General features: G+C 70.4%; 21 protein-coding genes. 11 read left to right on the top strand and 10 right to left on the bottom strand.

Features of this window, described 5'->3' with window-relative positions; translation table 11 throughout:
- Nucleotides 1-35 precede the first annotated feature (35 nt).
- From sufC to FB384_RS25295, 4 genes are all read left to right on the top strand, one after another.
- Nucleotides 36-797 carry a Fe-S cluster assembly ATPase SufC gene (gene sufC, locus FB384_RS25310; protein WP_183787363.1) on the top strand — a complete coding sequence of 254 codons (762 nt, stop codon included), beginning with the start codon at nt 36-38 and terminating at the stop codon, nt 795-797.
- A 71-nt stretch (nt 798-868) separates the two neighbouring features.
- Nucleotides 869-2,167, top strand: a complete 1,299-nt coding sequence (locus FB384_RS25305; RefSeq protein WP_183787362.1) for a cysteine desulfurase — start codon at nt 869-871, stop codon at nt 2,165-2,167.
- A gap of 2 nt (nt 2,168-2,169) precedes the next feature.
- A complete protein-coding gene (gene sufU / locus FB384_RS25300) occupies nt 2,170-2,622 on the top strand; it encodes a Fe-S cluster assembly sulfur transfer protein SufU (protein WP_183787361.1) in 453 nt (150 codons plus the stop codon).
- A 64-nt stretch (nt 2,623-2,686) separates the two neighbouring features.
- Entirely contained in the window at nt 2,687-3,100 is a 414-nt protein-coding gene (locus FB384_RS25295) for a metal-sulfur cluster assembly factor (protein ID WP_183787360.1), read from the top strand.
- Nucleotides 3,101-3,366: 266 nt separating this feature from the next.
- On the opposite strand, the gene FB384_RS25290 is transcribed toward FB384_RS25295, so the two are convergent.
- Genes FB384_RS25290 through FB384_RS25250 form a run of 9 tightly spaced genes read right to left on the bottom strand, consistent with a single transcriptional unit; the run spans nt 3,367 to nt 12,832 of the window.
- Complete coding sequence (locus FB384_RS25290) at nt 3,367-4,458, bottom strand: serine hydrolase domain-containing protein (protein WP_183787359.1); 1,092 nt, start codon at nt 4,456-4,458, stop codon at nt 3,367-3,369.
- A gap of 2 nt (nt 4,459-4,460) precedes the next feature.
- A complete protein-coding gene (gene nikE, locus FB384_RS27000; RefSeq protein WP_183787358.1) occupies nt 4,461-6,254 on the bottom strand; it encodes a nickel ABC transporter ATP-binding protein NikE in 1,794 nt (597 codons plus the stop codon).
- On the bottom strand, nt 6,251-7,132 hold the full coding sequence (locus FB384_RS25280; protein ID WP_183787357.1) for an ABC transporter permease: 882 nt from the start codon (nt 7,130-7,132) through the stop codon (nt 6,251-6,253). Before FB384_RS25280 ends, nikE begins: the two co-directional genes overlap by 4 nt.
- Nucleotides 7,129-8,085 (bottom strand): ABC transporter permease, encoded by a 957-nt coding sequence (locus FB384_RS25275; RefSeq protein WP_183787356.1) that lies wholly within the window; start codon nt 8,083-8,085, stop codon nt 7,129-7,131. Before FB384_RS25275 ends, FB384_RS25280 begins: the two co-directional genes overlap by 4 nt.
- Before the next feature lie 15 nt (nt 8,086-8,100).
- Complete coding sequence (locus FB384_RS25270) at nt 8,101-9,666, bottom strand: ABC transporter substrate-binding protein (protein WP_183787355.1); 1,566 nt, start codon at nt 9,664-9,666, stop codon at nt 8,101-8,103.
- 30 nt (nt 9,667-9,696) lie between these two features.
- On the bottom strand, nt 9,697-10,134 hold the full coding sequence (locus FB384_RS25265) for a thioesterase family protein (RefSeq protein WP_183787354.1): 438 nt from the start codon (nt 10,132-10,134) through the stop codon (nt 9,697-9,699).
- The gene (locus FB384_RS25260) at nt 10,127-11,083 is read right to left on the bottom strand and encodes a 3-hydroxyacyl-CoA dehydrogenase NAD-binding domain-containing protein (RefSeq protein ID WP_183787353.1); all 957 of its coding nucleotides are present in this window, start codon (nt 11,081-11,083) and stop codon (nt 10,127-10,129) included. Before FB384_RS25260 ends, FB384_RS25265 begins: the two co-directional genes overlap by 8 nt.
- Entirely contained in the window at nt 11,076-11,969 is an 894-nt protein-coding gene (locus tag FB384_RS25255; protein WP_183787352.1) for a BKACE family enzyme, read from the bottom strand. The genes FB384_RS25260 and FB384_RS25255 overlap by 8 nt, the downstream gene beginning before the upstream one ends.
- Before the next feature lie 8 nt (nt 11,970-11,977).
- Entirely contained in the window at nt 11,978-12,832 is an 855-nt protein-coding gene (locus FB384_RS25250) for a TetR/AcrR family transcriptional regulator (protein ID WP_183787351.1), read from the bottom strand.
- 201 nt (nt 12,833-13,033) lie between these two features.
- Here FB384_RS25250 and FB384_RS25245 point away from each other — a divergent pair, with 201 nt between their 5' ends.
- The 4 genes from FB384_RS25245 to FB384_RS25230 all read left to right on the top strand — a co-directional run bounded on the left by FB384_RS25245 (nt 13,034) and on the right by FB384_RS25230 (nt 17,614).
- Nucleotides 13,034-14,596: a deoxyguanosinetriphosphate triphosphohydrolase family protein gene (locus FB384_RS25245; protein ID WP_183787350.1), complete on the top strand. Its 1,563-nt coding sequence runs from the start codon at nt 13,034-13,036 to the stop codon at nt 14,594-14,596.
- Nucleotides 14,597-14,689: 93 nt separating this feature from the next.
- A complete protein-coding gene (locus tag FB384_RS25240) occupies nt 14,690-15,355 on the top strand; it encodes an acVLRF1 family peptidyl-tRNA hydrolase (protein WP_183787349.1) in 666 nt (221 codons plus the stop codon).
- 176 nt (nt 15,356-15,531) lie between these two features.
- Complete coding sequence (locus tag FB384_RS25235) at nt 15,532-17,160, top strand: ABC-F family ATP-binding cassette domain-containing protein (protein WP_183787348.1); 1,629 nt, start codon at nt 15,532-15,534, stop codon at nt 17,158-17,160.
- Between the two features lie 244 nt (nt 17,161-17,404).
- The gene (locus tag FB384_RS25230; RefSeq protein WP_030530550.1) at nt 17,405-17,614 is read left to right on the top strand and encodes a helix-turn-helix domain-containing protein; all 210 of its coding nucleotides are present in this window, start codon (nt 17,405-17,407) and stop codon (nt 17,612-17,614) included.
- Nucleotides 17,615-17,650: 36 nt separating this feature from the next.
- On the opposite strand, the gene FB384_RS25225 is transcribed toward FB384_RS25230, so the two are convergent.
- Entirely contained in the window at nt 17,651-19,006 is a 1,356-nt protein-coding gene (locus tag FB384_RS25225) for a glycosyltransferase 87 family protein (protein WP_183787347.1), read from the bottom strand.
- Between the two features lie 170 nt (nt 19,007-19,176).
- Here FB384_RS25225 and FB384_RS25220 point away from each other — a divergent pair, with 170 nt between their 5' ends.
- From FB384_RS25220 to FB384_RS25210, 3 genes are all read left to right on the top strand, one after another.
- Nucleotides 19,177-21,105, top strand: a complete 1,929-nt coding sequence (locus FB384_RS25220) for an ABC transporter ATP-binding protein (protein WP_183787346.1) — start codon at nt 19,177-19,179, stop codon at nt 21,103-21,105.
- Nucleotides 21,102-21,848: an alpha/beta hydrolase gene (locus tag FB384_RS25215; RefSeq protein ID WP_372497787.1), complete on the top strand. Its 747-nt coding sequence runs from the start codon at nt 21,102-21,104 to the stop codon at nt 21,846-21,848. Before FB384_RS25220 ends, FB384_RS25215 begins: the two co-directional genes overlap by 4 nt.
- 354 nt (nt 21,849-22,202) lie before the next feature.
- Nucleotides 22,203-23,279 carry an LCP family protein gene (locus FB384_RS25210; RefSeq protein ID WP_183787345.1) on the top strand — a complete coding sequence of 359 codons (1,077 nt, stop codon included), beginning with the start codon at nt 22,203-22,205 and terminating at the stop codon, nt 23,277-23,279.
- The last annotated feature ends 62 nt before the right edge of the window (nt 23,280-23,341 follow it).

Below are 23,341 nucleotides of genomic sequence, written 5' to 3'. Positions count from 1 at the left end.
GACGACTTCGAACGCCGAAGAGAAACGAAGAAGGCATGGCCACACTGGAAATCAAGGATCTGCACGCCGACGTCGTGACCGACGAGGGCAACAAGCCGATCCTCAACGGCGTCAACCTGACGATCCGCTCGGGCGAGACCCACGCGATCATGGGCCCGAACGGCTCCGGCAAGTCGACGCTGTCGTACGCGATCGCCGGTCACCCGAAGTACGAAGTGACCTCGGGCGAGGTGCTGCTGGACGGCGAGAACGTCCTGGAGATGAGCGTCGACGAGCGTGCTCGCGCGGGCCTGTTCCTCGCGATGCAGTACCCGGTCGAGGTGCCGGGCGTGTCGATGTCGAACTTCCTCCGCTCGGCCGCCACCGCGGTGCGCGGCGAGGCCCCGAAGCTGCGGCACTGGGTCAAGGAGGTCAAGGACGAGATGAGCCAGCTCGACATCTCCTCCGAGTTCGCCGAGCGCAGCGTGAACGAGGGCTTCTCCGGCGGTGAGAAGAAGCGCCACGAGATCCTGCAGCTGGCGCTGCTGAAGCCGAAGTTCGCCATCCTCGACGAGACCGACTCGGGCCTCGACGTCGACGCTCTGCGCACGGTGTCGGAGGCGGTCAACGACTACAAGTCGAACAACGAGGTCGGTGTCATGCTGATCACGCACTACACGCGGATCCTCAAGCACATCGAGCCCGACTTCGTGCACGTGTTCGCCGGCGGCAAGGTCGTGCAGTCCGGCGGCAAGGAGCTGGCGGACGAGCTCGAGGCCGACGGTTACGTCAAGTACACGACGGAAGCCGCGGTCTGACACGTCACGCGCGGTCTGCCGGGGGCGGTGACAGCACCGCTCCGGCAGGCCCGGACCGAAGGGAGCCGGCGATGACCACCACGGATTCACTGCCTGTGGACGTCACGGCACTGCGAACCGATTTCGCCATCCTGTCGCGCACCGTCCGTGACGGAAAACCGCTGGTGTACCTCGATTCCGGGGCGACATCCCAGCGTCCCGCCCAGGTGCTCGACGCGGAGCGGCGGTTCGTGGAGACGTCGAACTCCGCGGTGCACCGTGGGGCGCATCAGCTGTCCGAGGAGGCGACCGACGCCTACGAGGGAGCCCGCGCGACGATCGCGTCGTTCGTCGGGGTCGCGCCGGGCGAGGTCGTGTTCACGAAGAACGCGACCGAGGGCATCAACCTCGTCGCCTACGCGATGAGCAACGCCGGCACGGCGGGCCCGGAGTCGGCGCGGTTCGCCGTCGGGCCGGGCGACGAGGTCGTCGTCACGGAGATGGAGCACCACGCGAACCTGGTGCCGTGGCAGCAGCTGTGCCAGCGCACCGGGGCGACGTTGAAGTGGTTCCCGGTCACCGACGAGGGCAGGCTCGACCTGTCGGGGCTGGACTCGATGATCACCGAGCGGACGAAGGTGGTCGCATTCGCCCACCAGTCCAACGTGCTCGGGACGGTGAACCCGGTCGAACCGTTGGTGCGGCGGGCCCACGAGGTCGGTGCGCTGGTCGTGCTCGACGCGTGCCAGTCCGTGCCGCACGGCGTGTACGGGCGGGGTGCGGTCGACTTCGGCGCGCTCGGCGTCGACTTCGCCGTGTTCTCCGGGCACAAGATGCTCGGTCCGTCGGGTATCGGTGTGCTGTACGGGCGGCGGGAACTGCTCGAGGCGATGCCGCCGTTCCTGACCGGTGGGTCGATGATCGAACTGGTCCGGATGGAAGGGTCGACGTTCGCGCCGCCGCCGCAGCGTTTCGAGGCGGGTGTGCCGATGACCTCGCAGGCCGTCGGGCTCGCCGCTGCGGTGGACTATCTGAACGGTGTGGGCGTGGACCGCATCGCGGCGCACGAGCACACGCTCGTCGAGCGGGCGCTCGCGGGCCTGTCGGGAATTCCGGGCGTGCGGATCATCGGACCGGCCGACACGGTCGACCGCGGTGCGACCGTCGCGTTCGTCGTCGACGGGGTGCATCCGCACGACGTGAGCCAGGTACTCGACAGCGTCGGCATCGCCGTGCGGGTGGGACACCACTGTGCGTGGCCGCTGCACCGGGCGTGCGGCGTGCCGGCGACGGTGCGCGCGTCGTTCTATCTGTACAACGAACCGTCCGAAGTGGATGCGCTGGTTGCGGGGGTCCGTGAGGCGCAGCGGTTCTTCGGAGTGGGGGAGTAGGCATGCAGCTCGAGAGCATGTACCAGGAGATCATCCTGGACCACTACAAGAACCCGCATGCCCGCGGCCTGCGTGAGCCGTTCGACGGGGAGTCGTTCCAGGTCAATCCGACCTGCGGTGACGAGGTGACCCTGCGTGTCAAGGTCACTGACGACGGCAAGGTCGAGGACGTGTCCTACGAGGGGCAGGGCTGTTCGATCAGTCAGGCCGCCACGTCGGTGCTGACCGATCTGGTGATCGGCCGCAGCGTCGACGAGGCGATGACCACGATGGATGCGTTCACCGAACTGATGCAGGGGCGCGGCCAGGTCGAACCGGACGAGGATGTGCTCGAGGACGGCATCGCGTTCGCCGGTGTGGCGAAGTATCCTGCGCGGGTGAAGTGCGCGTTGCTGGGATGGATGGCCTTCAAGGACGCACTGGCCCGCACGTCGAACGGTGTGGAGGCCGGGTGAGCGACAATGGAGCTTGCGCAGCACCGCTCACCAAGGCCGACTCCCGCAAGATAGAGGTGGAAGCATGACCGAAGCCGGCACGCAGCAGGAGCGAGAGGGCCGGACCGCGGCCGATCTCGATCAGGAAGCACAGGCCGCCGAGGCCGTGGCGGGCGGCGACGTGGCGAAGGTCGAAGACGTCGAGGAGGCCATGCGCGACGTGGTCGACCCCGAGCTCGGCATCAACGTCGTGGACCTGGGCCTGGTGTACGACATTCGGGTGGAGCCGGACAACACGGCGACCATCGACATGACGCTGACGTCGGCGGCCTGCCCGCTGACGGACGTGATCGAGGACCAGACGGCGTCGGTGCTGAAGGGTTCCGGCAAGCTGGTCGACGACTACCGGATCAACTGGGTCTGGATGCCGCCGTGGGGGCCGGAGAAGATCACCGAGGACGGCCGCGAACAGCTGCGCGCCCTCGGCTTCACCGTCTGAGACGTTCCACGGCCTGAGGCGATGCACGTGCGCCGGACACCCGCTCATGGGTGTCCGGCGCACGTGTTTCTGCGGGGCCGCAGGTCTCGTGCGGTCGGCTCGGGGCGTGCCCGCGCGTGGCGTGCCCGCGCGTGGCGTGGGCCGAGGGTGGCGTGGGCCGAGGGTGGAGTGGGCCGAGGGTGGAGTGGGTTCCGCGCCGGCCGACGGCGGGTGGCGCGTCGGCCGGGGCGGTGGCTCGGGCAGGACGGCGTCCGGAGCGGCGAACGTCAGAGGGATGCGCTGAGCGCTTCGAGGAGGCGGTCGGCGCGGCCGTCGGCGTTCTCGCTGCGCAGTTCGTTGGTGACGAAGGAGAAGCCGAGGCCTGCCTGTGGCCACGCGCCGTGACGCCCGCCGCCGGCTCCGGAGTGGCCGAACGCGCCTGCCGAGCGTGACGTGGGGCCGTAGGTGCCGATCGGGTCCCCGAGTTCGTAGCCGAGGCCGAACCGCAGTGGCCGGTCGTTGATGGCGTCCACGCCTTCGGACCAGGTCCGGGTGGCGCGTGCCAGCGGGTCCGGTGCGACGACCTGCCCGTGGCCGAGCAGGTCGTAGAGCCGTGCCATCGATCGTGCGGTGCCGGTGGCACTCCCGGCCGCCAGTTCGGCGCGGCGGTAGGCGGCCGAGTTCATCCGCTCGTCGGAGTCGAGCAGGCCCGCGTACATGCGTTCGACGATCTTCCTGCGCTCCGGGTCGTCGAGAAACGTGCTGATGGCGTACCCGGGGGCGCGCAGCAGGCGCGCCATCCGGCCGTCGAGGTACTCGGGTGTGCCGAGATGCAGGTCGAGCCCGAACGGCTCGGCCAGGGTCTCCCGCACGAGCGTGCCGACGGAGCGGCCGGTCGCGCGGCGTAGCAGTTCGGCGACGAGGTGGCCGTACGTGAGTGCGTGGTAGGCCACTCGTGTTCCGGGTGTCCACAGGGGACGCTGCTCGGCCAGTAGCGCGGCACAGGCGGCGTTGTCGAGCATGTCGTGTTCGCCGTCCACATAGGGCAGACCGGCGGTGTGGGCGAGCACGTGGCCGATCGTGGCGTCGGCGGTGAACCCGGGCCAGACCTCGCGCACCGGGGCGTCGGGGTCGAGGACGTCGAGTGCGGCGACGACGGTGGCGACGATGCCCTTCGTGCCGGAGAACAGGACGCACAGGGTGTCGTCGCGCCACGGCACGGCCGACGCCGGGTCGGCGAGCCCGCCCCACAGGTCGACGACCGCCCGGCCGTCGCGGACGACGGCGAAGGAGGCGCCGCCGCGCGCGTCGGCGAGTACGTCGGCGAAGGCGTCCCGCACGGCGTCGAAACCCGGCGCGACCGAGCCGTGGACCGTCATCGTCACATCCTCGGCGTGTTGGCGAGCAGTTCACGCGTGTACTCGTGCGACGGGGAGCCGAGCACCTCGTCGACCGTGCCCGATTCGACGACTTCCCCGCCACGCAGTACCGCGATCCGGTCGGCGACGTGCCGGGCCAGCGCGATGTTGTGCGTCACGAACAGCATCGCCGTGCCCAACTCCCGCCGCAGTTCGCAGAGCAGGTCCACGATCGTGGCCTGCACGGACACGTCGAGCGCGGAGGTCACCTCGTCGCACAGCAGCACCTCCGGCGTGGTCACCAGAGCACGGGCGATGGCCGCGCGCTGCCGCTGGCCGCCGGAGAGCTCGTCGGGAAGCCGGTCCCCGAACGCCGGATCGAGACGCACCCGTTCGAGAGTCTCGGCCACGCGTGCGCTGCGCGCGGTGGCGTCGAGGTCCGTCAGGGTCCGCAACGGCAGTTCCACCGACTGCGCGATCGTCTTGCGCGGGTTGAGCGACGAGTACGGGCTCTGGAACACGTACTGCACCGAGCGCAGCTGCTCGGCGGTACGCCGCTGCGTCGAGGTGGCCAGCGGGCTTCCGGACAGCGACACCGTGCCGGCATGCGGTTCGCCCAGCCCGGCCACGCACTGCGACAGGGTCGTCTTGCCGGAGCCGGATTCGCCGAGCAGCATCAGACATTCGCCCGCGCGCACGTCCAGGGAGACGTCGTGCAGCACCCGGTGGTCGCCGTACGAGACGGACAGGCCGGAGACCGACAGGACCGGGGTGCGTGCGCGGTCGCCGCCGGTCGCGGCGGGCGCGGCGTCACCCGGCTGCGTCCCGTTCGAGTCGGCACTGTCCGGTTCTGCACTGTCCGGTTCCGCACTGTCCGGTTCTGCACTGTCCGCGCTGGCTCCGTTCGAGCCCACACCGTCAGGTTCCGCACCGTTCGAACCGGCACTCTCCGGAGTGACTGATTCCGGCCGTTCCGCGGCGGATGTGCTGGTGGCGCCCGTGCCGTCGAGGTGCGGCACCGCGGTGACGAGCTCGCGGGTGTAGGCGTGCGACGGGGCGCGGAGCACCTCCTCGGCGGAGCCGCACTCGACGACCTCGCCGTGGCGCAGCACGGCGACCCGGTGGGCGATCGTGGCGACGACCGCCAGGTCGTGCGTGATGTAGAGCGCGGCGGTGTCGTGTTCGGTGGTGAGCGCGGCGACCGTGCGCAGGACCAGCGTCTGCGTGGTGACGTCGAGTCCGGTGGTCGGCTCGTCGAGCACGACGACACTCGGCCGGCACGCGAACGCCATCGCGATGCCGACGCGCTGCTGCTGACCGCCGGACAGTTCGTGCGGGTACCGCCGCTGGTAGCTCTCGTCGTCCGGGAGACCGACCTCGGCCAGGACCTCGGCGATGCGTGCGGAACGTTCGGCGGCGGAGGTGCCGTAGCCGTGCGTCTCGAGCACCTCGCCGATCTGCCTGCCGATGCGCAGTGCCGGGTTGAGGGAGGCGGCCGGGTCCTGGGGGATGTAGGCGACCGTGCTGCCGCGCAGCGACCGCCGCTCCCGGTCGCCGACCTCCAGGACGGACACCGGCTCGCCGTCGTCGGACTGCAGCGAGACGGTGCCGCCGGTGTGGACGAGTCCGCGGCGGAAGTGGCCGAGTGCGGCCAGTCCCGCGGTGGTCTTGCCGGAACCGGATTCGCCGACCAGTGCCAGCACCTCGCCGGGGGCGATCTCGTACGACACGCCCTTCAACACGGGGTGTCCGGCGACGGTGTCGACGCGCAGATCCCGCGCGGCGAGCGTGTGCGTCAACGTGGCGGGAGCGGTCATGCCGAGGCCTCCTTCGCTGTCTGCGGCTTGCCGGACTGTGAGGTGCCGGCGGCCGCCGAGGCGAGCGAGTCGGTGATCAGGTTGGTGCCGACGGTCAGCACGGCGATCGCGAGCACGGGCAGCAGCACGCCCCACGGCTCGACGACCAGGGCGATGCGGTTCTCGTTGATCATCAGCCCCCAGTCCGCGGTCGGCGGCTGGATGCCGAGTCCGAGGAACGACAGTGAGGCCACGTAACCGATGGAGTACGTCAGCCGCAAACCGAGTTCGACCATCAGCGGGCCGATGATGTTGGGCAGCACCTCGCGGAGCAGGATGCGCCGGCGCGGCATGGCGTACATGCGGGCGGCGCGGATGAAGTCCGCGTCCTTGACCGCCACCGTGGCCTGTCTGGCCACGCGGGCGACACGGGGTGCGTGGGTGATGCCGATGACCAGCACCAGCAGCCAGCCCTCCGGGCCGATCATGGCGATCGCCAGGAGCGCGAACACCAGCTGCGGGAACGACAGCAGCACATCGCTGCCGCGCATGATCAGCGAGTCGAGCCAGCCGCCGCTGTAACCGGCGAGCATGCCGAGGACCGCACCGAGCACCAGGCCGAGCGCGGTCGCCAGTACCGCGTAGATCAGCAGGGTCAGGCCGCCGGAGAGGAACCGGGTGAACACGTCGCGGCCGAGACCGTCGGTGCCGGCGATTCCTCCGGACTGGAAGGGCTTGCCCGCGAAGCTGGTCGTGTCGTGGCCGGTCAGCCAGGGCCCCACCCACGGGCCGAGCACCGCGACGCCGACGACGACCACGGTCAGAGCCAGCCCGATCTTCGCCTGCGGCAGGGCCCACGCACGCCGCAGCAAGGTGGACTGTGTGGTCGTGGCGGTCATCGGGCCACCTCCGCGCGCAGTTTGGGGTTGGTCATGATGCCGACGATGTCGGCGATCAGGTTCACCACGATGTAGACGGCGGCGATGAGCAGCGTGATCGCCTGGACGACTTCGACGTCGCGGTTGTTGACCGCGTCGATGAGCGCCTGTCCGATTCCTGGGTAGCGGAAGAGAAACTCGACCACCACGACGCCGCCCGCGAGCCAGGCCAGCTGGATCGCGATGACCTGCGCGACGGGGCCGATCGCGTGCGGCACGGCGTGCCGGGTGATGACGACACGCTCGGGCAGGCCTTTGAGGCGGGCCATCTCGACGTAGCCGCTGTCGAGCACCTCGCTCATCGTCGCGCGCATCATGCGCGTGATGTACGGCGTGACGACGAGCGTCAGTGCGAGGATCGGCAGCACGAGCTGGCTCGGCTGCGACCACACCGGTTCGCCCGGCGGCGCCAGCGTCACCGAAGGCAGCACCGGCAGCACGGTCGTCGACAGCACGACGATCAACGCGACACCGATGACGAACTCGGGCAGCGCCGCGACGACCAGGCTGAGCCCGGACACGGTGTGGTCGACGGCGCGGCCACGCCGCAGCGCCGACCAGGTGCCGAGTGCGAGGCCGAGCACGGTGCTGATCACCGCGGCGCCGACGAGCAGCACCAGCGAGGCGCCGATACGCCCGCCCAGCAGCTCGGTCACCGGGCCCTGCGAGGCCGCCGACGTGCCGAGATCGCCGGTGACCACACCGCCGAGCCAGTCGAGATAGCGCTGCCACACGGGCGCGTCGAGGCCGAGTTGATCGTTCAGCGCGGCGATGCGTTCGGGCGTGGCCTGCTGGCCGAGGATGGCTCGGGCCGGGTCTCCCGGCAGCAGCAACGTCGCGACGAATACCAGCAGCGTCACGAGCCACAGCACGGCGACGCTGATCGCGAGCCTGCGCAGAATCAGTCGAAACACGAAATCCTCACCTCCTCAGCCGAGCCAGACCTGGCCGAACGAGTAACCGGACAGGGGAAGGCCGGTGCGGTCCGGGACGAGCCCGGCGACGTAGACCTGATGTGCGTCGACCTGGTTCACGAAGCCCCAGACGATCAAGCCGCCGCGTTCGTGCTCGATGCGCTGCGCCTGCTTGAGCAGCCGGGTGCGTTCGCCGGTGTCGCTCGTGCGGTTCGCCGTGCGGACGAGCCGCACGAACTCGGGGTCGTCCCAGTGGGTCTCGTTGTAGGGCGAGTCCGGCAGCGAGCCGTTCGCGGCCTGCGGCAGGTAGTTGCGCGTGTACCAGAAGTCCTGGGCGAAATCCCACTTCAGGTAGTTGTCGCCGTAGAAGGTGGTGGTGTCGACGCGGCGGAGGCGCACGTTCACGCCCGCGGCCTTCGCCTGCTGCTGGAACACCTGCGCCGCCTCGACCGCGCCGGCCTGGATCGGTGCGGTGACGAGCTCGATGTCCAGATTCGACTTGCCCGCCTCGGCCAGCAGCCTGCGCGCCTCGGCGATGTTCCGCGTGCGCTGCGGCAGTTCGGAGGCGTACGCGGGGTCGAACGGGGCGTACAGGTCGTTGCCGACCCGGCCCTGGCCCGCCAGCACCTGGTTGATCATCTGCTCGCGGTCGATGACGAGGCGCAGGGCCTGCCGGACGCGTACGTCGTCGAACGGCGGGCGGTCGACGCGCATGGTGAACGGCAGCCACGTGCCCGTCTCCGACGAGAGAATGCGCATCCGTTCGTCGCTGCGCAGCACCTCGACGAGGGACACAGGCACCTGGTCGATGGCGTCGACCTGGGAGGCGAGCAGGGCGTTGATCCGCGCGTCGTCCTCGGTGAAGTTGATGAGGACGAGCTCGTCGAGGTACGGCCGTCCCGGCCGCCAGTAGTGCGGGTTGCGCACGAACCGGCTCTGCAGACCCGCGGTGAACGATGCGGCGCGGAACGGGCCGGTGCCGACCGGGTTCTCGAGGTCGAAGTCGGCGGGCACGATCCCGAGCGAGTACTGGCCGAGGTAGTCGGCGAACACCGCCGAGGGCTCGTTCAGGTGGAACTCGACCTGCCGGTCGCCCTTGGTGGTCACCTTCTCGAGCATCGACAGACTGGTCGCGCCGGACTTCGGGTCGTCGGGGTCCATGACGCGGCGGAACGTGGCGACGACGTCGGCGGGGGTCACCGGCCTGCCGTCGTGGAAGCGGACGCCCTCGCGGAGGGTCGCGGTCCAGGTCCTCGCGTCCGCCGAGGGCTCGAGCTTCTCGGCGACCAGGTAGGAGACCTCGAAGTCGTGGTCGCGGTAGACCAACGGTTCGTAGAGGTTGCGAACCCGCGCGATGTCCGGGTTGGTGACGGGGGAGTGCGGGTCGAGTGTGTCGGAGGCGCCACCGCCGGTGACGCCGACGCGCAGCGTGCCGCCGCGCTTCGGTGGGCCGGTCGGCGCCGCGGCGGCGTCGGAACGCCCGCCGCAGGCCGACAGGAACGGAACGGCGCCGGCCAGTGCGGCGCTACCGAGCAGGAACTTCCTTCGAGAGAAACGAGTGTCGTGGTTGTCGAGGGACATGAAGGGCTTTCTGTCGGGGACAGGGGCGGGTCAACAGCGAATCGCTCTCCCCGCGTACTCCGGCGCCGGCTGGAGCAGGCGGCGGAGCTTGTCCGCCACGTGATCCGGGAACGGCGCGGCCCCCTCTTCGGCGACGTGGATCGCCGTCAACTCCTCGGTCGCCACGAGCTCGCCGCCGACGCGCAGCTCGTGGCACAGCACGGCCTTCTTGGCCGCCACCGAGGTCACGAACGTGGTGACGTGGAGGTCGGCGCCGGGGCCGACCTCACGCAGGTACCGCACGTGCGCCTCGACGGTGTAGAGCGAGCACCCGGTCGCGGTGCGGTACGCCTCGTCGAGACCGACGTGGTCCATCAGGCTGGTCGTGGCGAAGCCGAACACCATGACGTAGAACGGCTCGCTGAGATGACCGTTGTAGTCGATCCAGTCGTCGCGGACCCGGTCGTGGTATTCGAGGACGTCAGCCATCGGCGCGTCCTCGGGATTCGGCGACGGCGCGCTGCACGGCGATGACGGCGCGGTCCCGCTCGGCGACGAGCTCGGCGATGCTCCGGCCGTCGGCCTCGGACTCGCAGCCGGCGACCATGTCGTCGCGCAGCTGCTTCGTGAGGTCGGGCGCGGTCAATCGCGTCCAGGGCGCCTCGAGTGACGGTCCGAAGTGGTCCAGCATGTGGGCCATGCCGCCCTCACCGCCGGCGAGGTGGAACGTCAGGCACGGACCGTGTACCGGCCAGCGCAGGCCGGGACCGTCGGTGATGGCGGTGTCGATCTGTTCGACGGTCGCCTCGCCCTCGGCCACCATGTGCAGCGCCTCCCGCCAGAGCGCCTCCTGCAGGCGGTTGGCGATGAAGCCCGGCAGTTCGCGGTCCATGGTGATGACGGACTTGCCGACGTGCCGGTAGAAGGCGCTCGCCTGCTCGACGGCCCAGCGCTCGGACTTCTCGCCGCCGACGACCTCGACGAGCGGGATGAGGTACGGCGGGTTGAACGGGTGGCCGACGACGAGCCGTGCGGGATTCGCGGCGGTCGTGGCCATGTCGGTCATCGGAAAGCCCGATGTGGACGATGCGATGACCACGTCCGACGGTGTGACGGCGTCGATGTCGGCCAGCAGCGTGCGCTTGAGGTCGAGGTCCTCGGGCGCGCTCTCCTGCACGAAGCCGGCACCGTCGACGGCCTCGGCCAGCGTCGGCAGCACGGTCAGGTTGTCGCGGGAGGCGCCGTCGGCGAGGCCGAGTTCGGTCAGCGCGGGCCAGGCGCCGTCGACGATGCGACGCAGTTTCGCCTCGGCGTCGGGCGCGGGGTCCCAGGCGCGTACCCGGTAGCCGCGGGCGAGGAAGTGGGCGGCCCAGCCGCCGCCGATGACGCCGGCGCCGACACAGGCGACGGTGGTGATGTCGGTGGAGGTGTCAGCCACGGCCCGCTCCCTTCAGGTTCAGCTGGGCGCGCGCCTCGTCCGGTGTGGCGATGGTGCCGCCGAGCCCCTCGACGATGCTCACCGCGCGCTCGACCAGCTGGGCGTTGGTGGCCTTGACGCCCTTGGCGAGGTAGAGGTTGTCCTCGAGCCCGACGCGCACGTGACCGCCGAGCAGCGCCGACTGGGCCACCCACGGCAGCTGGTTGCGGCCGATCGCGAACGAGGCCCACTGGGCGTCCTCGGGCAGCATGTTGACCATCGTCTGCAGCAGCTCGGGGTTCGCCGGGGCGCCGTACGGGATGCCCATGCACAGCTGGAACAGCGGCGGCGCGTCGATCAGACCTTCCTCGATCAGCTTCGTGGCCAGCCACAGCTGACCGGTGTCGAAGATCTCGAGCTCGGGTTTCACACCGAGCTCCTGAATTCGCTTCAAGCCGGTGCGCAGCATGTCCGGGGTGGAGACGTAGAGCTGGCTGCCCTCGCCGAAGTTCAGCGAGCCGCAATCCTGGGTGCAGATGTCGGGTAGCAGCTCCTCGACGTGCGGCAGCCGGTCGGTGGCGTTGACCAGGTCGGTGCCGTCGACGGGCTTGAGCGGGTCGTCCTGATCGAGGAACAGGTCGCCGCCCATACCCGCGGTCAGGTTCACGACGACGTCCACACCGGACTCCCGGATACGGCCGACCACGTCGCGGTAGAGGGCGACATCACGGGAGCCCTGGCCGGTGTCGACGTTGCGTACGTGGATGTGGACGACGGCGGCGCCCGCGTTCGCGGCGGCGACGGCGTCGGCGGCGATCTGTTCCGGTGAGACCGGAACGTGCTCGCTCTTGCCCACGGTGTCGCCGGCGCCGGTCAGTGCGGCGGTGACGATGACTCTGTCCTGCATGGAGGGTTTCACAGTCCCTTTCCTGCGATGGTGCGGTCGATGAAGTCCTTCAGGTGTTCACGCATGGCGTCGACCGAACTGCCCGGTTTGCCGGTGAGCACCTGGATGCCGAGCCCGTCGACGAGCGCGCTCAGCTGGGTGGTGATCGCGTCGGGGTCCCGCTCGGCGAAGACGCCCTGCTCCTGTCCACGTCGGATGGTCATGGCGATCGTGTGGAACCACCGGTCGTAGGAGTCCCAGTAGAGTTCGCGCATCTCGGGATTGAGCGCGGACTCGTTCCACACCTGCAGCCAGACCGACCACTCGTCGTGGAGCAGCCCGTCGGTGGGCAGCTGCAGCTCGACGAGCCGCAGCAACCGGTCGCGGGCGTTGTCGATCGTGTGGAGCTCGGCGACCTGCCGGTCGAACGCGAGCTTGACGTTGCGCCGCAACGCTTCGGTGAGCACGGCCTTCTTGGTGGGGAAGTGGTAGTGGATGCTCGCCGTGCTCTGGCCGCACGCCTTGGCGATGTCGGCGATGCGCACGTGGTGGTAGCCACGCTCGGCGATCAGTTCCCACGCGGTTTCCAGGATTCTCCTGCGGGTCTCCGGTTGCGGACCGTCCTGTGTGGAGCTCGCCGACCGGGCGGGCACCGCGGTGACGGTCACCGCGTCGTCGCTGCCGTTCAGCAGCCAGTTGACGGTGACACCGGAGTGTTCGGCGACCCGGACGAGTTCGTGGGGCGAGAACCTGCGGGTTCCCTTCAGCGATTTGGACAGTTTCGTTTCGTCGAGCCCGATCGCCGTGGCGAACTCCCGCTGCGCGCCGGGTTTCGCGGGGATCAGTCCCCGGACGCGGTCACGCAGTCCATCCGTGTCGGCCATGTCGCTGGACCGTAGTAATTGCTTGCGGTGATCGCAAGGGGCTGACTGGCACATCAGTCAGTCGCAAGCCTGTGACGTGGGCCGATGTTCGCAACGAGTTATGGGTCACCGCTCCCCGTGTGCTGGATGCGGTAGCCGGGGTATCGACCGATGTGGGCGGACCGGCCCACCGGTCACCGGCCGTCACATAGTGTGTCGCGCATGGGAGCTGCAGACGCCGCGCGCACGACACGACGGAACGCCGAAGCGGAGGCCGGAGGCTTCGCGGACCTGGTGAGCAGTCCGTTCCGCATCGACCGGGACCGCATCGCAGGCTCGCCGTACTTCGCCCGGTTGTCCGGCGTCACCCAGGTCGTCAGCACCGGTGGGGCGGGGCTGTTGCACAACCGGCTCACGCACAGCCTCAAGGTCGCGCAGGTGGCGCGGGCGATCGCGGAACGTCTCGGGTCCGAGTCCGAGGCTGCCACCGTCGTCGGCAAGCTCGGCGGGTGCGACCCGGACGTGGCGGAGGCGGCCGCGCTCGGCCACGACCTCGGGCATCCGCCGTTCGGGCACCTCGGTGAGCAGGTGCTGGACCGCATCGCGCGGCGTCGGTACGGCTTGTCCGACGGTTTCGAGGGCAATGCGCAGACCTTCCGGATCGTGACGACCACGGAGGTGGGCGGTCCGACGCCCGAGGGGCTGAACCTGACGGCGGCCACCCGCGCCGCGCTGCTGAAGTACCCGTGGTTCCGGCTCCACCGTCCCGAACCGCATCCGGCGACGATGGACGAGCCGCCGCGGGGTGCCGCCGAGGGTGAGGAGCCGGGCACCGGATCGGCGAAGTTCTCGGCGTACGTCACCGAACTCGACGACGTCGACCAGGCTCGCGCGCCGTTCACCGGGCTGGTCGAACCGTGGCAGCAGACCGTCGAGGCGTCGGTCATGGACCTCGCCGACGACATCGCCTACGCCATCCATGATCTGCAGGACTTCCACCGGATCGGGGTGTTGCAGCACGCCTCGGTCGCCACGGAGCTGGGGCGGTGGCTCGCGGAGCCGGGCGCGTTCGCCGCGCTGTCGGACGAGACGCTGCGTGAGGTGCACGGCCGTCCCGGCCGGTCGCTGGAGACGTTGCGCAGGAGGATGCACGCCAAGGACGCGTGGATCGCCGACGACGCGGTGTTCGCCGCCGCGGTCGCGCGGGTTCAGCACCAGCTGGTCGACGGCCTGCTGGCGAGTCCGTTCGACGGCTCGGTCGAGGCGGAACAGGCGATGGCGACGTTCTCGGCGAGTTGGACGGCGCGGCTGGCCGACGGGGTGGTCGTGACGCCGTCGCCGACGACCCGCAGCGGGCACGTGACGCTGCGGCAGCCGCAGTGGCACGAGGTGCAGGTGCTGAAGTTCGTGCATCGGCAGTTCGTGTTGCAGCGGCCGGATTTCGCGCTGCACCAGCGCGGGCAGGCGGCCCTGCTGACGTCCCTTGTGGACGCGCTCGACAGCTGGCTCGGCGACCGCGACGAGGCGGGCAGGTTGCCCCGCAAGCTGCACGACCTGGTGGCGCTGGCGAGTGCGGAGTACGGCCGGTTGGTGCGTGAGGATCCGGAGCTGTTGGTCGGCGCTGCGGGGGAGCGGGTCGAGGGCGCCGACGCCGTGCGCGGGCTGGCGCGTGGCCGCGCGGTGGTCGACTTCGTCGCGTCGCTGACGGACGCGCAGGCGGCGACCATGCTCGACGCCATCACCGGCCGCGGCGGCCAGCCGTGGTCGGACTCCTTCGTCCTGTGACGCCGAAGCGCCGGAATCCCCGCCCACACACAACACCTCCACGCACAACGCCTCCGCACGCGCTGCGGGGGACGGCCGCATACGGTGGCGGTCATGGCACGGGTGCGGCAGGTCAGCGGTGGCGGGAAGGCCGTCGAGGTGGAACCCGAGCGTCTCGCCGGCTGGTTCGACCGGTTCGCGGCCCGCAACGGTGGTGCCGCGTCGACGGCCGTGACACCGACGAGGGTCGTCGTGACCGCGGGTGACGGCACCACGGCGACGGTCGACGTGCCGTTCCCGCCGCTGGACGCCGACTACCGCGTCGGCGAAGGTCTCGCCGTGGCCGCTCTCGTCGAGCACGTGTGCGCCCCGCGGCGGATCGGCCTGTTGCTGGTTCGGCTCGGCGCGCACAGCGTCGGGATCGCGGAGGGGCCGGACGTGGTCGTCTCCCGCACCGACCGGCACCTCGTGCACGGCCGCAGCGCTGCCGGCGGTTGGTCCCAGCAGCGTTTCGCCCGGCGCAGGGACGGCCAGGCCCGGCAGGCGCTGCGGGCGGCGGCCGACGACGCGGCCGACGTCCTCGCTCCGGCCGCGTCCGAACTGGACGGTGTGGTGCTCGGCGGCGACCGCGGGGCGCTCGACGAGCTGCGCGGCGATCCACGCCTCCAGCCGGTGTTCACGCTCGCCTCGTCCCGCGTGCTCGACGTGGCCGAGCCCCGCAGGGCCGTGCTGGAGGAGGCGGCTCGGCGGGCGCGGGCCGTCGAGGTGGTCCTGCGGTGACCGCGGTCACCGGGGCCGAAACCCCGTTGTGCGTGCCCCGTACACTCGGGTCCGTGGTCGTTCTGCTGGAGTAGCCCTCGCGCCGTGCCCGTGCGCCCGCGCCCCGTGTGCGCGCCGCACGCGCAGCGGCATTCACGGACGTCTCCACCTTCCGAATCAACGCCACGGAGTTTCCTGTGATCACGGCTACCGGCCTGCAACTGCGCGCGGGTTCGCGCATCCTGCTCGACGACACGACCCTGCGGATCCAGCCGGGCGACCGCATCGGCCTCGTGGGCCGCAACGGTGCGGGCAAGACCACCACGCTGAAAGTCCTCGCCGGCGAAGGCGAACCGTACGCGGGCGACGTCACCGTCGGCGGCGAGGTGGGCTACCTGCCGCAGGACCCGCGGGAGGGCGACCTGTCCGTCCTGGCCAAGAACCGCGTGCTGTCGGCCCGTGGGCTCGACAGGATCCTGCGCGACATGGAGAAGGCTCAGACGGCGATGGCCGAACTCGTCGACGACGGCGAGCGGGACAAGGCCGTACGCAAGTACGGCAGGCTCGAGGAACGGTTCTCGTCACTGGGCGGGTACGCCGCCGAGAGCGAGGCCGCCCGCATCTGCGCCAACCTGGGCCTGGAGGAGCGGATCCTCGACCAGCCGTTGCAGACGCTGTCGGGTGGCCAGCGCAGGCGCGTGGAGCTCGCGCGGATCCTGTTCGCCGCCTCCGAATCCGGCGCGGGCGGGAAGTCCGGCACGATGCTGCTGCTCGACGAGCCGACCAACCACCTCGACGCCGACTCGATCAGCTGGCTGCGCGGGTTCCTCAAGGCCCACGAGGGCGGGCTCGTGGTGATCAGCCACGACGTCGACCTGCTCGACGAGGTCGTCAACAAGGTGTGGTTCCTCGACGCGACGCGGGGCGAGCTCGACGCCTACAACATGAACTGGAAGCGTTACCAGGAGGCGCGCGCGACCGACGAGAAGCGCCGCCGCCGCGAACGCGCCAACGCCGAGAAGAAGGCGAGCGCGCTGCAGCAGCAGGCAGCCAAGCTCGGTGCGAAGGCCACCAAGGCCGTGGCCGCGAAGAACATGGCGCGCCGCGCCGATGAGATGCTGTCGAACCTCGACGAGGAACGACAGTCCGACAAGGTCGCGAAGATCAAGTTCCCGGCGCCGGCGTCCTGCGGCAAGACACCGCTCACCGCGGAGGGCCTATCGAAGTCCTACGGGTCGCTGGAGATCTTCACCGGGGTCGACCTCGCGATCGACCGGGGCTCGAAGGTGGTCGTGCTCGGCCTCAACGGTGCGGGCAAGACGACCCTGCTGCGCCTGCTCGGCGGGATGGAGAAGCCCGACACCGGATCGATGATTCCCGGTCACGGCATGCGGATCGGCTACTACGCCCAGGAGCACGAGACGCTCGACCACGACTCGTCGGTGTGGGACAACATCCGCCATCTCGCCCCCGACACGGGCGCGCAGGAGCTGCGCACGCTGCTCGGGTCGTTCCTGTTCTCCGGGGAACAGCTCGACCAGCCCGCCGGGACGCTGTCCGGCGGAGAGAAGACGCGGCTCGCGCTCGCCGGGCTCGTGTCCAGCGCCGCGAACGTGTTGCTCCTCGACGAGCCGACGAACAACCTCGACCCGGCGAGCCGTGAACAGGTGCTCGACGCGTTGCGCAGTTACACGGGTGCCGTCGTGCTCGTGACCCACGACCCGGGCGCGGTCGAGGCGCTGGAACCGGAACGGGTGATCCTGCTGCCGGACGGCACGGAAGATCATTGGTCGGCCGATTATCTGGAACTGGTCCAGTTGGCCTGACGGCAATTGCCGTACGGCGGCGTTTTCCGCTTGTTTTCGGGGTCTACGCACCGTCGTTGACGGGTGGCCAAGAAAGCTCGCCGATCGTTAGTTGACGTGCACAAATACCGGATCGGCGCAACATTTCCGCGCTTCTGCCGAGTTTTGCCGTTCTCGTCTGGCATTCCGGCCGTTGGTGTTCGATCATTGCGACCACGGGGGCCGAATGTGGCCCAGAACACGAACAGGCGGAAGGTGGATCGACGTGGTTGACCTCAAGAAGGGCGCGCGTATCACCGGGAACACGCGTGACAAGCTCGCCGCCGACCTGAAGAAGAAGTACGAGAAGGGCGCGAGCATCCGTTCCCTGGCCGAATCGACCGGCAGGTCCTACGGATTCGTGCACCGCGTGCTGTCCGAGTCCGGTGTGCAGCTTCGGGGTCGTGGCGGCGCCACGCGTGTCAAGAAGAAGTAGCGCCGAGCAGCAGTAGGAGCGTCACGACGAAGAGCGTCACGACGAAGTAGGTGCAGCAGACCTCCGCGCCTCGTCGCCCTCGCCTCGGTCGTGGTCCTGCGCGGAGGTGTCGGCCGGATGTCGGCGGGTGTCGTCGTGGACACGCAGGCACAGCATCGCGCCGAGCAGCACGGCCGGATACACGAGGTACCCGAATCTCGTCGCCGGTGTGAGCAGGGTGAACGCGCCCAGGCCGACGGCGATGCGGAGCATGGCGTCCGCGCCGTCGGTCGGCGGACGAACGAGTAGCCAGCAGGTGATCGCGACGGCCGCGAGCCCGAGCAGGACGAACGCGATCACCTTGCCCGCCGCGCCCGTTGCGGCGATGAGATGACCCGGCAGCGGGCTCGCCGCCGGTGACGAGACCGCGCCGAGCCCTGCCGGGAACCTGAGCACGTGCTCGGCCATCGCGTGCGGGTCGACGAGCAGGGCCGGCAGGTGCACGGCGGCGCAGGTGCCCGCGAACACGCCGCAGAACCGGGCGAGCGCGCCCGCGCCGAGGCGTGCGCAAACGAGCGCGGCCACGACCACGGCGGCCGGGAGCACGATCAGTTTCGCACTGGTCACCAGCGCCAGTACCAGTGCGGCCCACAGTGGCCGGTCGACCGCGGCGAGGGTCGTCCCCAGGATCAGCATGCCCGCGATCGCCAGGTCCGGGCCCGCCGTGGCCCACGTCAGCGCTGTCAGCGGGAACACCGCGGCGAGCTGTGCGGCGCGGACGGGGATGCGCGGACGACCGAGGAGTCGCCACGCTCCCCAGGCGCACACCACGGCGGTGGCTGCGAACAGTAGGCGGGCATCGGTGAGCAGATCACCGGCCGGGCTGCCGCCGAACCACGCCCGCGGCAGGCCGAACAGCGGCATCACCGGGCCGTACGGCGTGTAGTCGTCGACGACGGGCGCGCGGCCGAGTGCGGTGACGTCGACGTACGGGGTCCCCGTCGTGGTGAGCAGGTCGGCGGAGCGTTCGATCACCCACACCTCGGGCTGGGCGGACCACCGGTTCGGATCGGGATTCCAGTCGCCGCCGGTCAGCCGCTGGGCGAGGAGTGTGCCGAGCGGGGCGAGCATGCCGACGGCGCCGATGATGCCGACGCCGGTCCAGCGGGACGCGCGCCGGCCCACCGCACGAGGGGACAGTCGCAACCACAGCGTGTGGGCGAGGGCCATCCCGTATGCGGCGACCGCGAACCCGGCCCACACCCGGAACCCGTAGTGCTTGTCCGTGAGGGCGAGAGCGAGGGCGTAGCCGCTGCACAGGGCGTAGAGCACGAGGTCGAACCGCAGGGGGCGACCGGACGGCCCCTCGTCCCAGCTCACGCGTATCCAGTCTCCGACGAGGCGGCTGCCCATGACTTGTCAGGTTAGGCGATGAGGTCACAGCGTCCGGGAGGCAGCCGGGAATCCGTGTCGAGAATCGGGAAGGATCATGTTCCCGGCGGTGTTGTGCAGGACATATGCCGACCATAGCTCGACTAATGTCGAGGGTTGGTGTGACTGCGAAGGGCGGACGGAGACGCGGGATGGACGGCAGCTGGTCACTCATGAGCGGCGCGATGCGCGCTGCGGACGCCCCGAAGGGTCTGCATTCGGGCACGGTACGACGGGTCGCGGCGTTCGCCCGGCCGCACTGGCGACGGCTGGCGGTCTTCCTCGCCCTGACGGTCGTCGCCGCGGTGATCGCGGTGTCGACGCCGCTGCTGGCCGGGCGGGTGGTCGACCAGATCGTCGGTGGGGGCGCCGTGAGCGCCGTCGTCTGGTTGGCACTCGCCATCGCGGGGCTGGCGGTCGCCGACGCGGCCGTCGGCCTCGCCGAACGCTGGCAGTCGGCGCACATCGGGGAGGGCCTGATCTTCGACCTGCGCCGTGCCGTGTTCGAGCACGTGCAGCGTATGCCGATCGCGTTCTTCACCCGCACGCGCACCGGCGCCCTGGTCAGCAGGCTCAACAACGACGTCATCGGCGCCCAGCGCACGTTCACCGCGACGTTGTCCGGACTGGTGACGAACGTGATCCAGCTGGTGCTGTCGGTGGCGGTGATGGTCACGCTGTCATGGCAGGTGACGTTGCTGGCGCTCGTGCTGCTGCCGATCTTCGTGATCCCCGCACGCCGCATCGCGCGGCGGATGGCGGACCTGCAGCGCGAGTCGGCGGAACAGAACGCATCGATGACGACGCAGATGACCGAGCGGTTCTCGGCACCAGGGGCGACGCTGGTGAAGCTGTTCGGCAGGCCGCGCGACGAGGCGAGCGAGTTCGCCGAACGCGCGGGGAAGGTGCGGGACCTCGGGGTGCGCACGGCGATGCTCACCCGCTGGTTCATGACGACGCTCACGCTCGTCTCTGCGCTGGCGCTCGCGCTCGTCTACGGCCTTGGCGGCTGGCTCGCGCTCGACGGACAGTTGGCTGCGGGCACGGTCGTGTCGCTCGCGCTGCTGCTGACCCGGCTGTACACGCCGCTGACGGCGCTGGCCAACGTGCGCGTCGACGTCATGACCGCGCTCGTGTCGTTCGAGCGCATCTTCGAGGTGCTGGACCTCGACCCGATGATCACCGAGAAGGAGCGGCCGCGGGAACTGCCCGACGGCGCCGTGTCGGTCGAGTTCGACGCCGTGCGGTTCGCCTACCCGTCCCCGCACTCGTACTCGCTGGCCTCGCTCGAGGACGTGGCCGCCCTGGACCACCGCGGCGGCGAGGAAGTGCTGCACGGCGTGAGCTTCCGCGCCGAGGCAGGCGAGATGGTGGCGCTCGTCGGGCCGTCCGGCGCGGGCAAGTCGACCATCGCGAGCCTCGTACCGCGGCTCTACGACGTCGACGCGGGCGCGGTCCGCCTGTCCGACGTCGACGTGCGTGACCTCGGATTCGACACCATGAAATCGGCCGTCGGCGTGGTCACCCAGGACGGGCACCTGTTCCACGACACGATTCGCGCCAACCTGGCGTACGTCAGTCCGGGAGTCGCCGACGCCGACATCTGGCACGCGCTCGACCGGGCGCGGCTGACCGAGCTGGTGCGATCGCTCCCGGACGGACTCGACACGGTGGTCGGCGAGCGCGGCTACCGCCTCTCCGGCGGCGAACGGCAGCGGCTGACGATCGCACGGCTGCTGCTGGCGCAGCCGCGCGTGGTCGTGCTCGACGAGGCGACAGCCCACCTGGACTCCGAATCCGAGGTGGCGGTGTCGGAGGCGCTCGCCGAGGCCCTCGCCGGGCGGACCTCGCTCGTGATCGCTCACCGGCTCTCCACGATCCGGGCGGCCGACCGCATCTGCGTCGTCGCCGAGGGCCGTGTCGTCGAGCAGGGGACCCACGACGAACTGCTGGCCGCCGACGGCCGGTACGCGCAGCTGTACCGCACCCAGTTCCGGGACGGCGCCGGTGAGCCGGCCGACGGACCGGACGGCGGCACGCCGACCGGCGAGCCCGCGGGCGACGAGGCGGTCGTGGCGTGACCGTCGCGGGCGATGGCGCCGGTGGCGCGACCGGTGATGCGGATGGCGCACCAGAGCCGTCGCTGACGGTGCGCCGCGGCCGCGGCGCGGTCCGGGGTGTGGCGCTCGTGCTGCACGGCGGGGCCGAGTACGGCACCGAACCGGTGCGGCCGTGGCGTACGGCTTACCTGCGGATGGTGCCGTTCGCGCGTGCGTTGGCGGCGGCGTACGGACGGCAGGGTGTCGACGTCTACCTGCTCCGTAACCGGGTCAGGGGCTGGAACGGGACCTCCCAGGATCCGGTGGTCGACGCGCGCCGCGCCTTGGCACGCATCCGCGACGAACGGCCCGGTGTCCCGGTGGCCCTGATCGGGCACTCCATGGGTGGCAGGGTCGCGCTCCGCGTGGCCGACGACGACGCGGTGCGCTCGGTGTGTGCGCTCGCACCGTGGACGCCCGACGGCGATCCGGTGGCGGCGCTGCGTGGTCGCAGGCTGCTCATCGCGCACGGTACGGAGGACGAGCGCACGAGCCCGGCGGCGTCGCGCGCCTACGCCGAGCGTGCCGCGGCCGTCGCCGAGCGCGCCGTGTGGGTGGGCCTCGCCGGCGAGCGGCACGCGATGCTGCGCAGGCCGGGCGTGTGGCAGCGGCTGGTGCTCGACGCGACGGCGCGTGGCCTGGAGTTGCCCTCCGAGCCGCGGATGGTCGATCTCGACGACACGACGTGTGAGCCTGCTCCCACATGCTTGTCGATCACGCTGTGACGTACTGTGACCTGCGGTCGGGCCGTTCGCGGACGCGGGTGTGCGGGCGGTCCGCGCAACCGAAGCGGGGACACGCGCGTCTTCGACAGTGGGCGTGCGGTTTAGTGGACCCCGGGCGCCTTCGGCGCGAGACCGAGCAGTACCGAGACGGACCGGGAGACGGCCATGACGCAGGGCGGGCAGTACGGCGGGGGATGGCCGGAGGGTCGGCCGCCGCACGGACACCGGCGACCGCCGCGTGGCCCAGCCGGTCCGCCCGGCCCCGGTGGCCCTGGTGGTGGCGGCCGTCCGGGTGGCGGACCGCCCGGTGGCCGTCCCGGTCCGCGCGGGCCGCGTGACCACCAGCGAGCGCAGATGATGCCGCTGCCGGGCAGTGACCAGGCCCGGCACGCACCGCCGCAGCAGCACACGCGGGTCGCGCCGCCGGAGGAACCGCCGCCGGAGCGGCCGGTCGATCCGCAGCGCCGACCGGAAGGTCGCCGCAACCGCCGGTGGTCGTTCGGCAAGATCGCCGGATCGCTGGCGATGGTGATCGTGCTGTTGCTGGCAGGCGTGTGGCTGTACCTGGAGTTCTCGATCAACCGTATCGATGCGATCCAGGACTACGAAGGGCGTCCGGCCGCCGGTGCGGGCACCAACTGGCTGATCGTCGGGTCGGATTCCCGGGAGGGGCTCGACCAGGATCAGAAGGATTCGCTGGTCACCGGTGATGCGGGAGGTAACCGCACCGACACGATGATGATCGCGCACCTGCCGGACAACGACACCAAGCCGACCCTGTTGAGCCTGCCGCGCGACTCGGTCGTGGAGATCCCCGGCCACGGTTCGGGGAAGATCAACTCGGCGTTCGCGATCGGCGGCGCACCGTTGCTGGCGAAGACGGTCGAGCAGGCCACCGACCTGCGGATCGATCACTACGCCGAGATCGGATTCGGCGGCTTCGCCGGCATGGTCGACGCGATGGGCGGTGTCGAGATGGACATCGCGGAGGAGATGCACGACCCGAAGACCGGGATCACCATCCCGGCCGGCACGCAGGAACTCGACGGTGCACAGGCCCTCGGCTTCGTCCGGATGCGCTACAGCGCGGCGACCCCGCGCTCGGACCTGGACCGGGTGGTCAACCAGCGCCGGTTCATCGGCGAGATGGTCAGCCAGATGGCCAGTCCGGGCACGTTGCTGAATCCGTTCGCCGTCGTGCCGCTGCTGGCCGAGGCGCCGGATGCGCTGACGATGGACGACGAGGACCACCTGCACCACCTGGTCGCCCTGGCCTGGGCCATGCGCGGCATCTCCGACGGCGGCGTGGTCAGCACGACGATGCCCACCTCGTCGGCGTCGGCGGAACAGTGGGACGAGGCGCGTTCGACGGCGTTGCTCGACGCGTTGCGCAACGACGACCCCGTGCCGGAGAACGCGATCGTCGAATGAGGCGTCCCCGGTGGCTCGCCGCGGACGGCACCAGCCACCGGGGTCTCGACCACGCCTTCCGG

It is taken from the genome of Prauserella sediminis, from assembly GCF_014195435.1.
GTDB classification, from domain to species: domain Bacteria; phylum Actinomycetota; class Actinomycetes; order Mycobacteriales; family Pseudonocardiaceae; genus Prauserella; species Prauserella salsuginis.
Note: the sequence above shows the minus strand (reverse complement) of the source record. Positions and strands in the feature narration are given on the sequence as shown.

What these genes read in the sequence shown, in the direction of transcription:
- sufU (WP_183787361.1), top strand. Translation starts at nt 2,170, where the DNA reads ATGCAGCTCGAGAGCATGTACCAGGAGATCATCCTGGACCACTACAAG.
- FB384_RS25305 (WP_183787362.1), top strand. Translation starts at nt 869, where the DNA reads ATGACCACCACGGATTCACTGCCTGTGGACGTCACGGCACTGCGAACC.
- FB384_RS25250 (WP_183787351.1), bottom strand. Translation starts at nt 12,832, where the DNA reads ATGGCCGACACGGATGGACTGCGTGACCGCGTCCGGGGACTGATCCCC.
- FB384_RS25265 (WP_183787354.1), bottom strand. Translation starts at nt 10,134, where the DNA reads ATGGCTGACGTCCTCGAATACCACGACCGGGTCCGCGACGACTGGATC.
- FB384_RS25225 (WP_183787347.1), bottom strand. Translation starts at nt 19,006, where the DNA reads ATGGGCAGCCGCCTCGTCGGAGACTGGATACGCGTGAGCTGGGACGAG.
- FB384_RS25240 (WP_183787349.1), top strand. Translation starts at nt 14,690, where the DNA reads ATGGCACGGGTGCGGCAGGTCAGCGGTGGCGGGAAGGCCGTCGAGGTG.
- FB384_RS25290 (WP_183787359.1), bottom strand. Translation starts at nt 4,458, where the DNA reads ATGACGGTCCACGGCTCGGTCGCGCCGGGTTTCGACGCCGTGCGGGAC.
- FB384_RS25270 (WP_183787355.1), bottom strand. Translation starts at nt 9,666, where the DNA reads ATGTCCCTCGACAACCACGACACTCGTTTCTCTCGAAGGAAGTTCCTG.
- FB384_RS25255 (WP_183787352.1), bottom strand. Translation starts at nt 11,969, where the DNA reads ATGCAGGACAGAGTCATCGTCACCGCCGCACTGACCGGCGCCGGCGAC.
- FB384_RS25280 (WP_183787357.1), bottom strand. Translation starts at nt 7,132, where the DNA reads ATGACCGCCACGACCACACAGTCCACCTTGCTGCGGCGTGCGTGGGCC.
- FB384_RS25295 (WP_183787360.1), top strand. Translation starts at nt 2,687, where the DNA reads ATGACCGAAGCCGGCACGCAGCAGGAGCGAGAGGGCCGGACCGCGGCC.
- nikE (WP_183787358.1), bottom strand. Translation starts at nt 6,254, where the DNA reads ATGACCGCTCCCGCCACGTTGACGCACACGCTCGCCGCGCGGGATCTG.
- FB384_RS25245 (WP_183787350.1), top strand. Translation starts at nt 13,034, where the DNA reads ATGGGAGCTGCAGACGCCGCGCGCACGACACGACGGAACGCCGAAGCG.
- sufC (WP_183787363.1), top strand. Translation starts at nt 36, where the DNA reads ATGGCCACACTGGAAATCAAGGATCTGCACGCCGACGTCGTGACCGAC.
- FB384_RS25210 (WP_183787345.1), top strand. Translation starts at nt 22,203, where the DNA reads ATGATGCCGCTGCCGGGCAGTGACCAGGCCCGGCACGCACCGCCGCAG.
- FB384_RS25220 (WP_183787346.1), top strand. Translation starts at nt 19,177, where the DNA reads ATGGACGGCAGCTGGTCACTCATGAGCGGCGCGATGCGCGCTGCGGAC.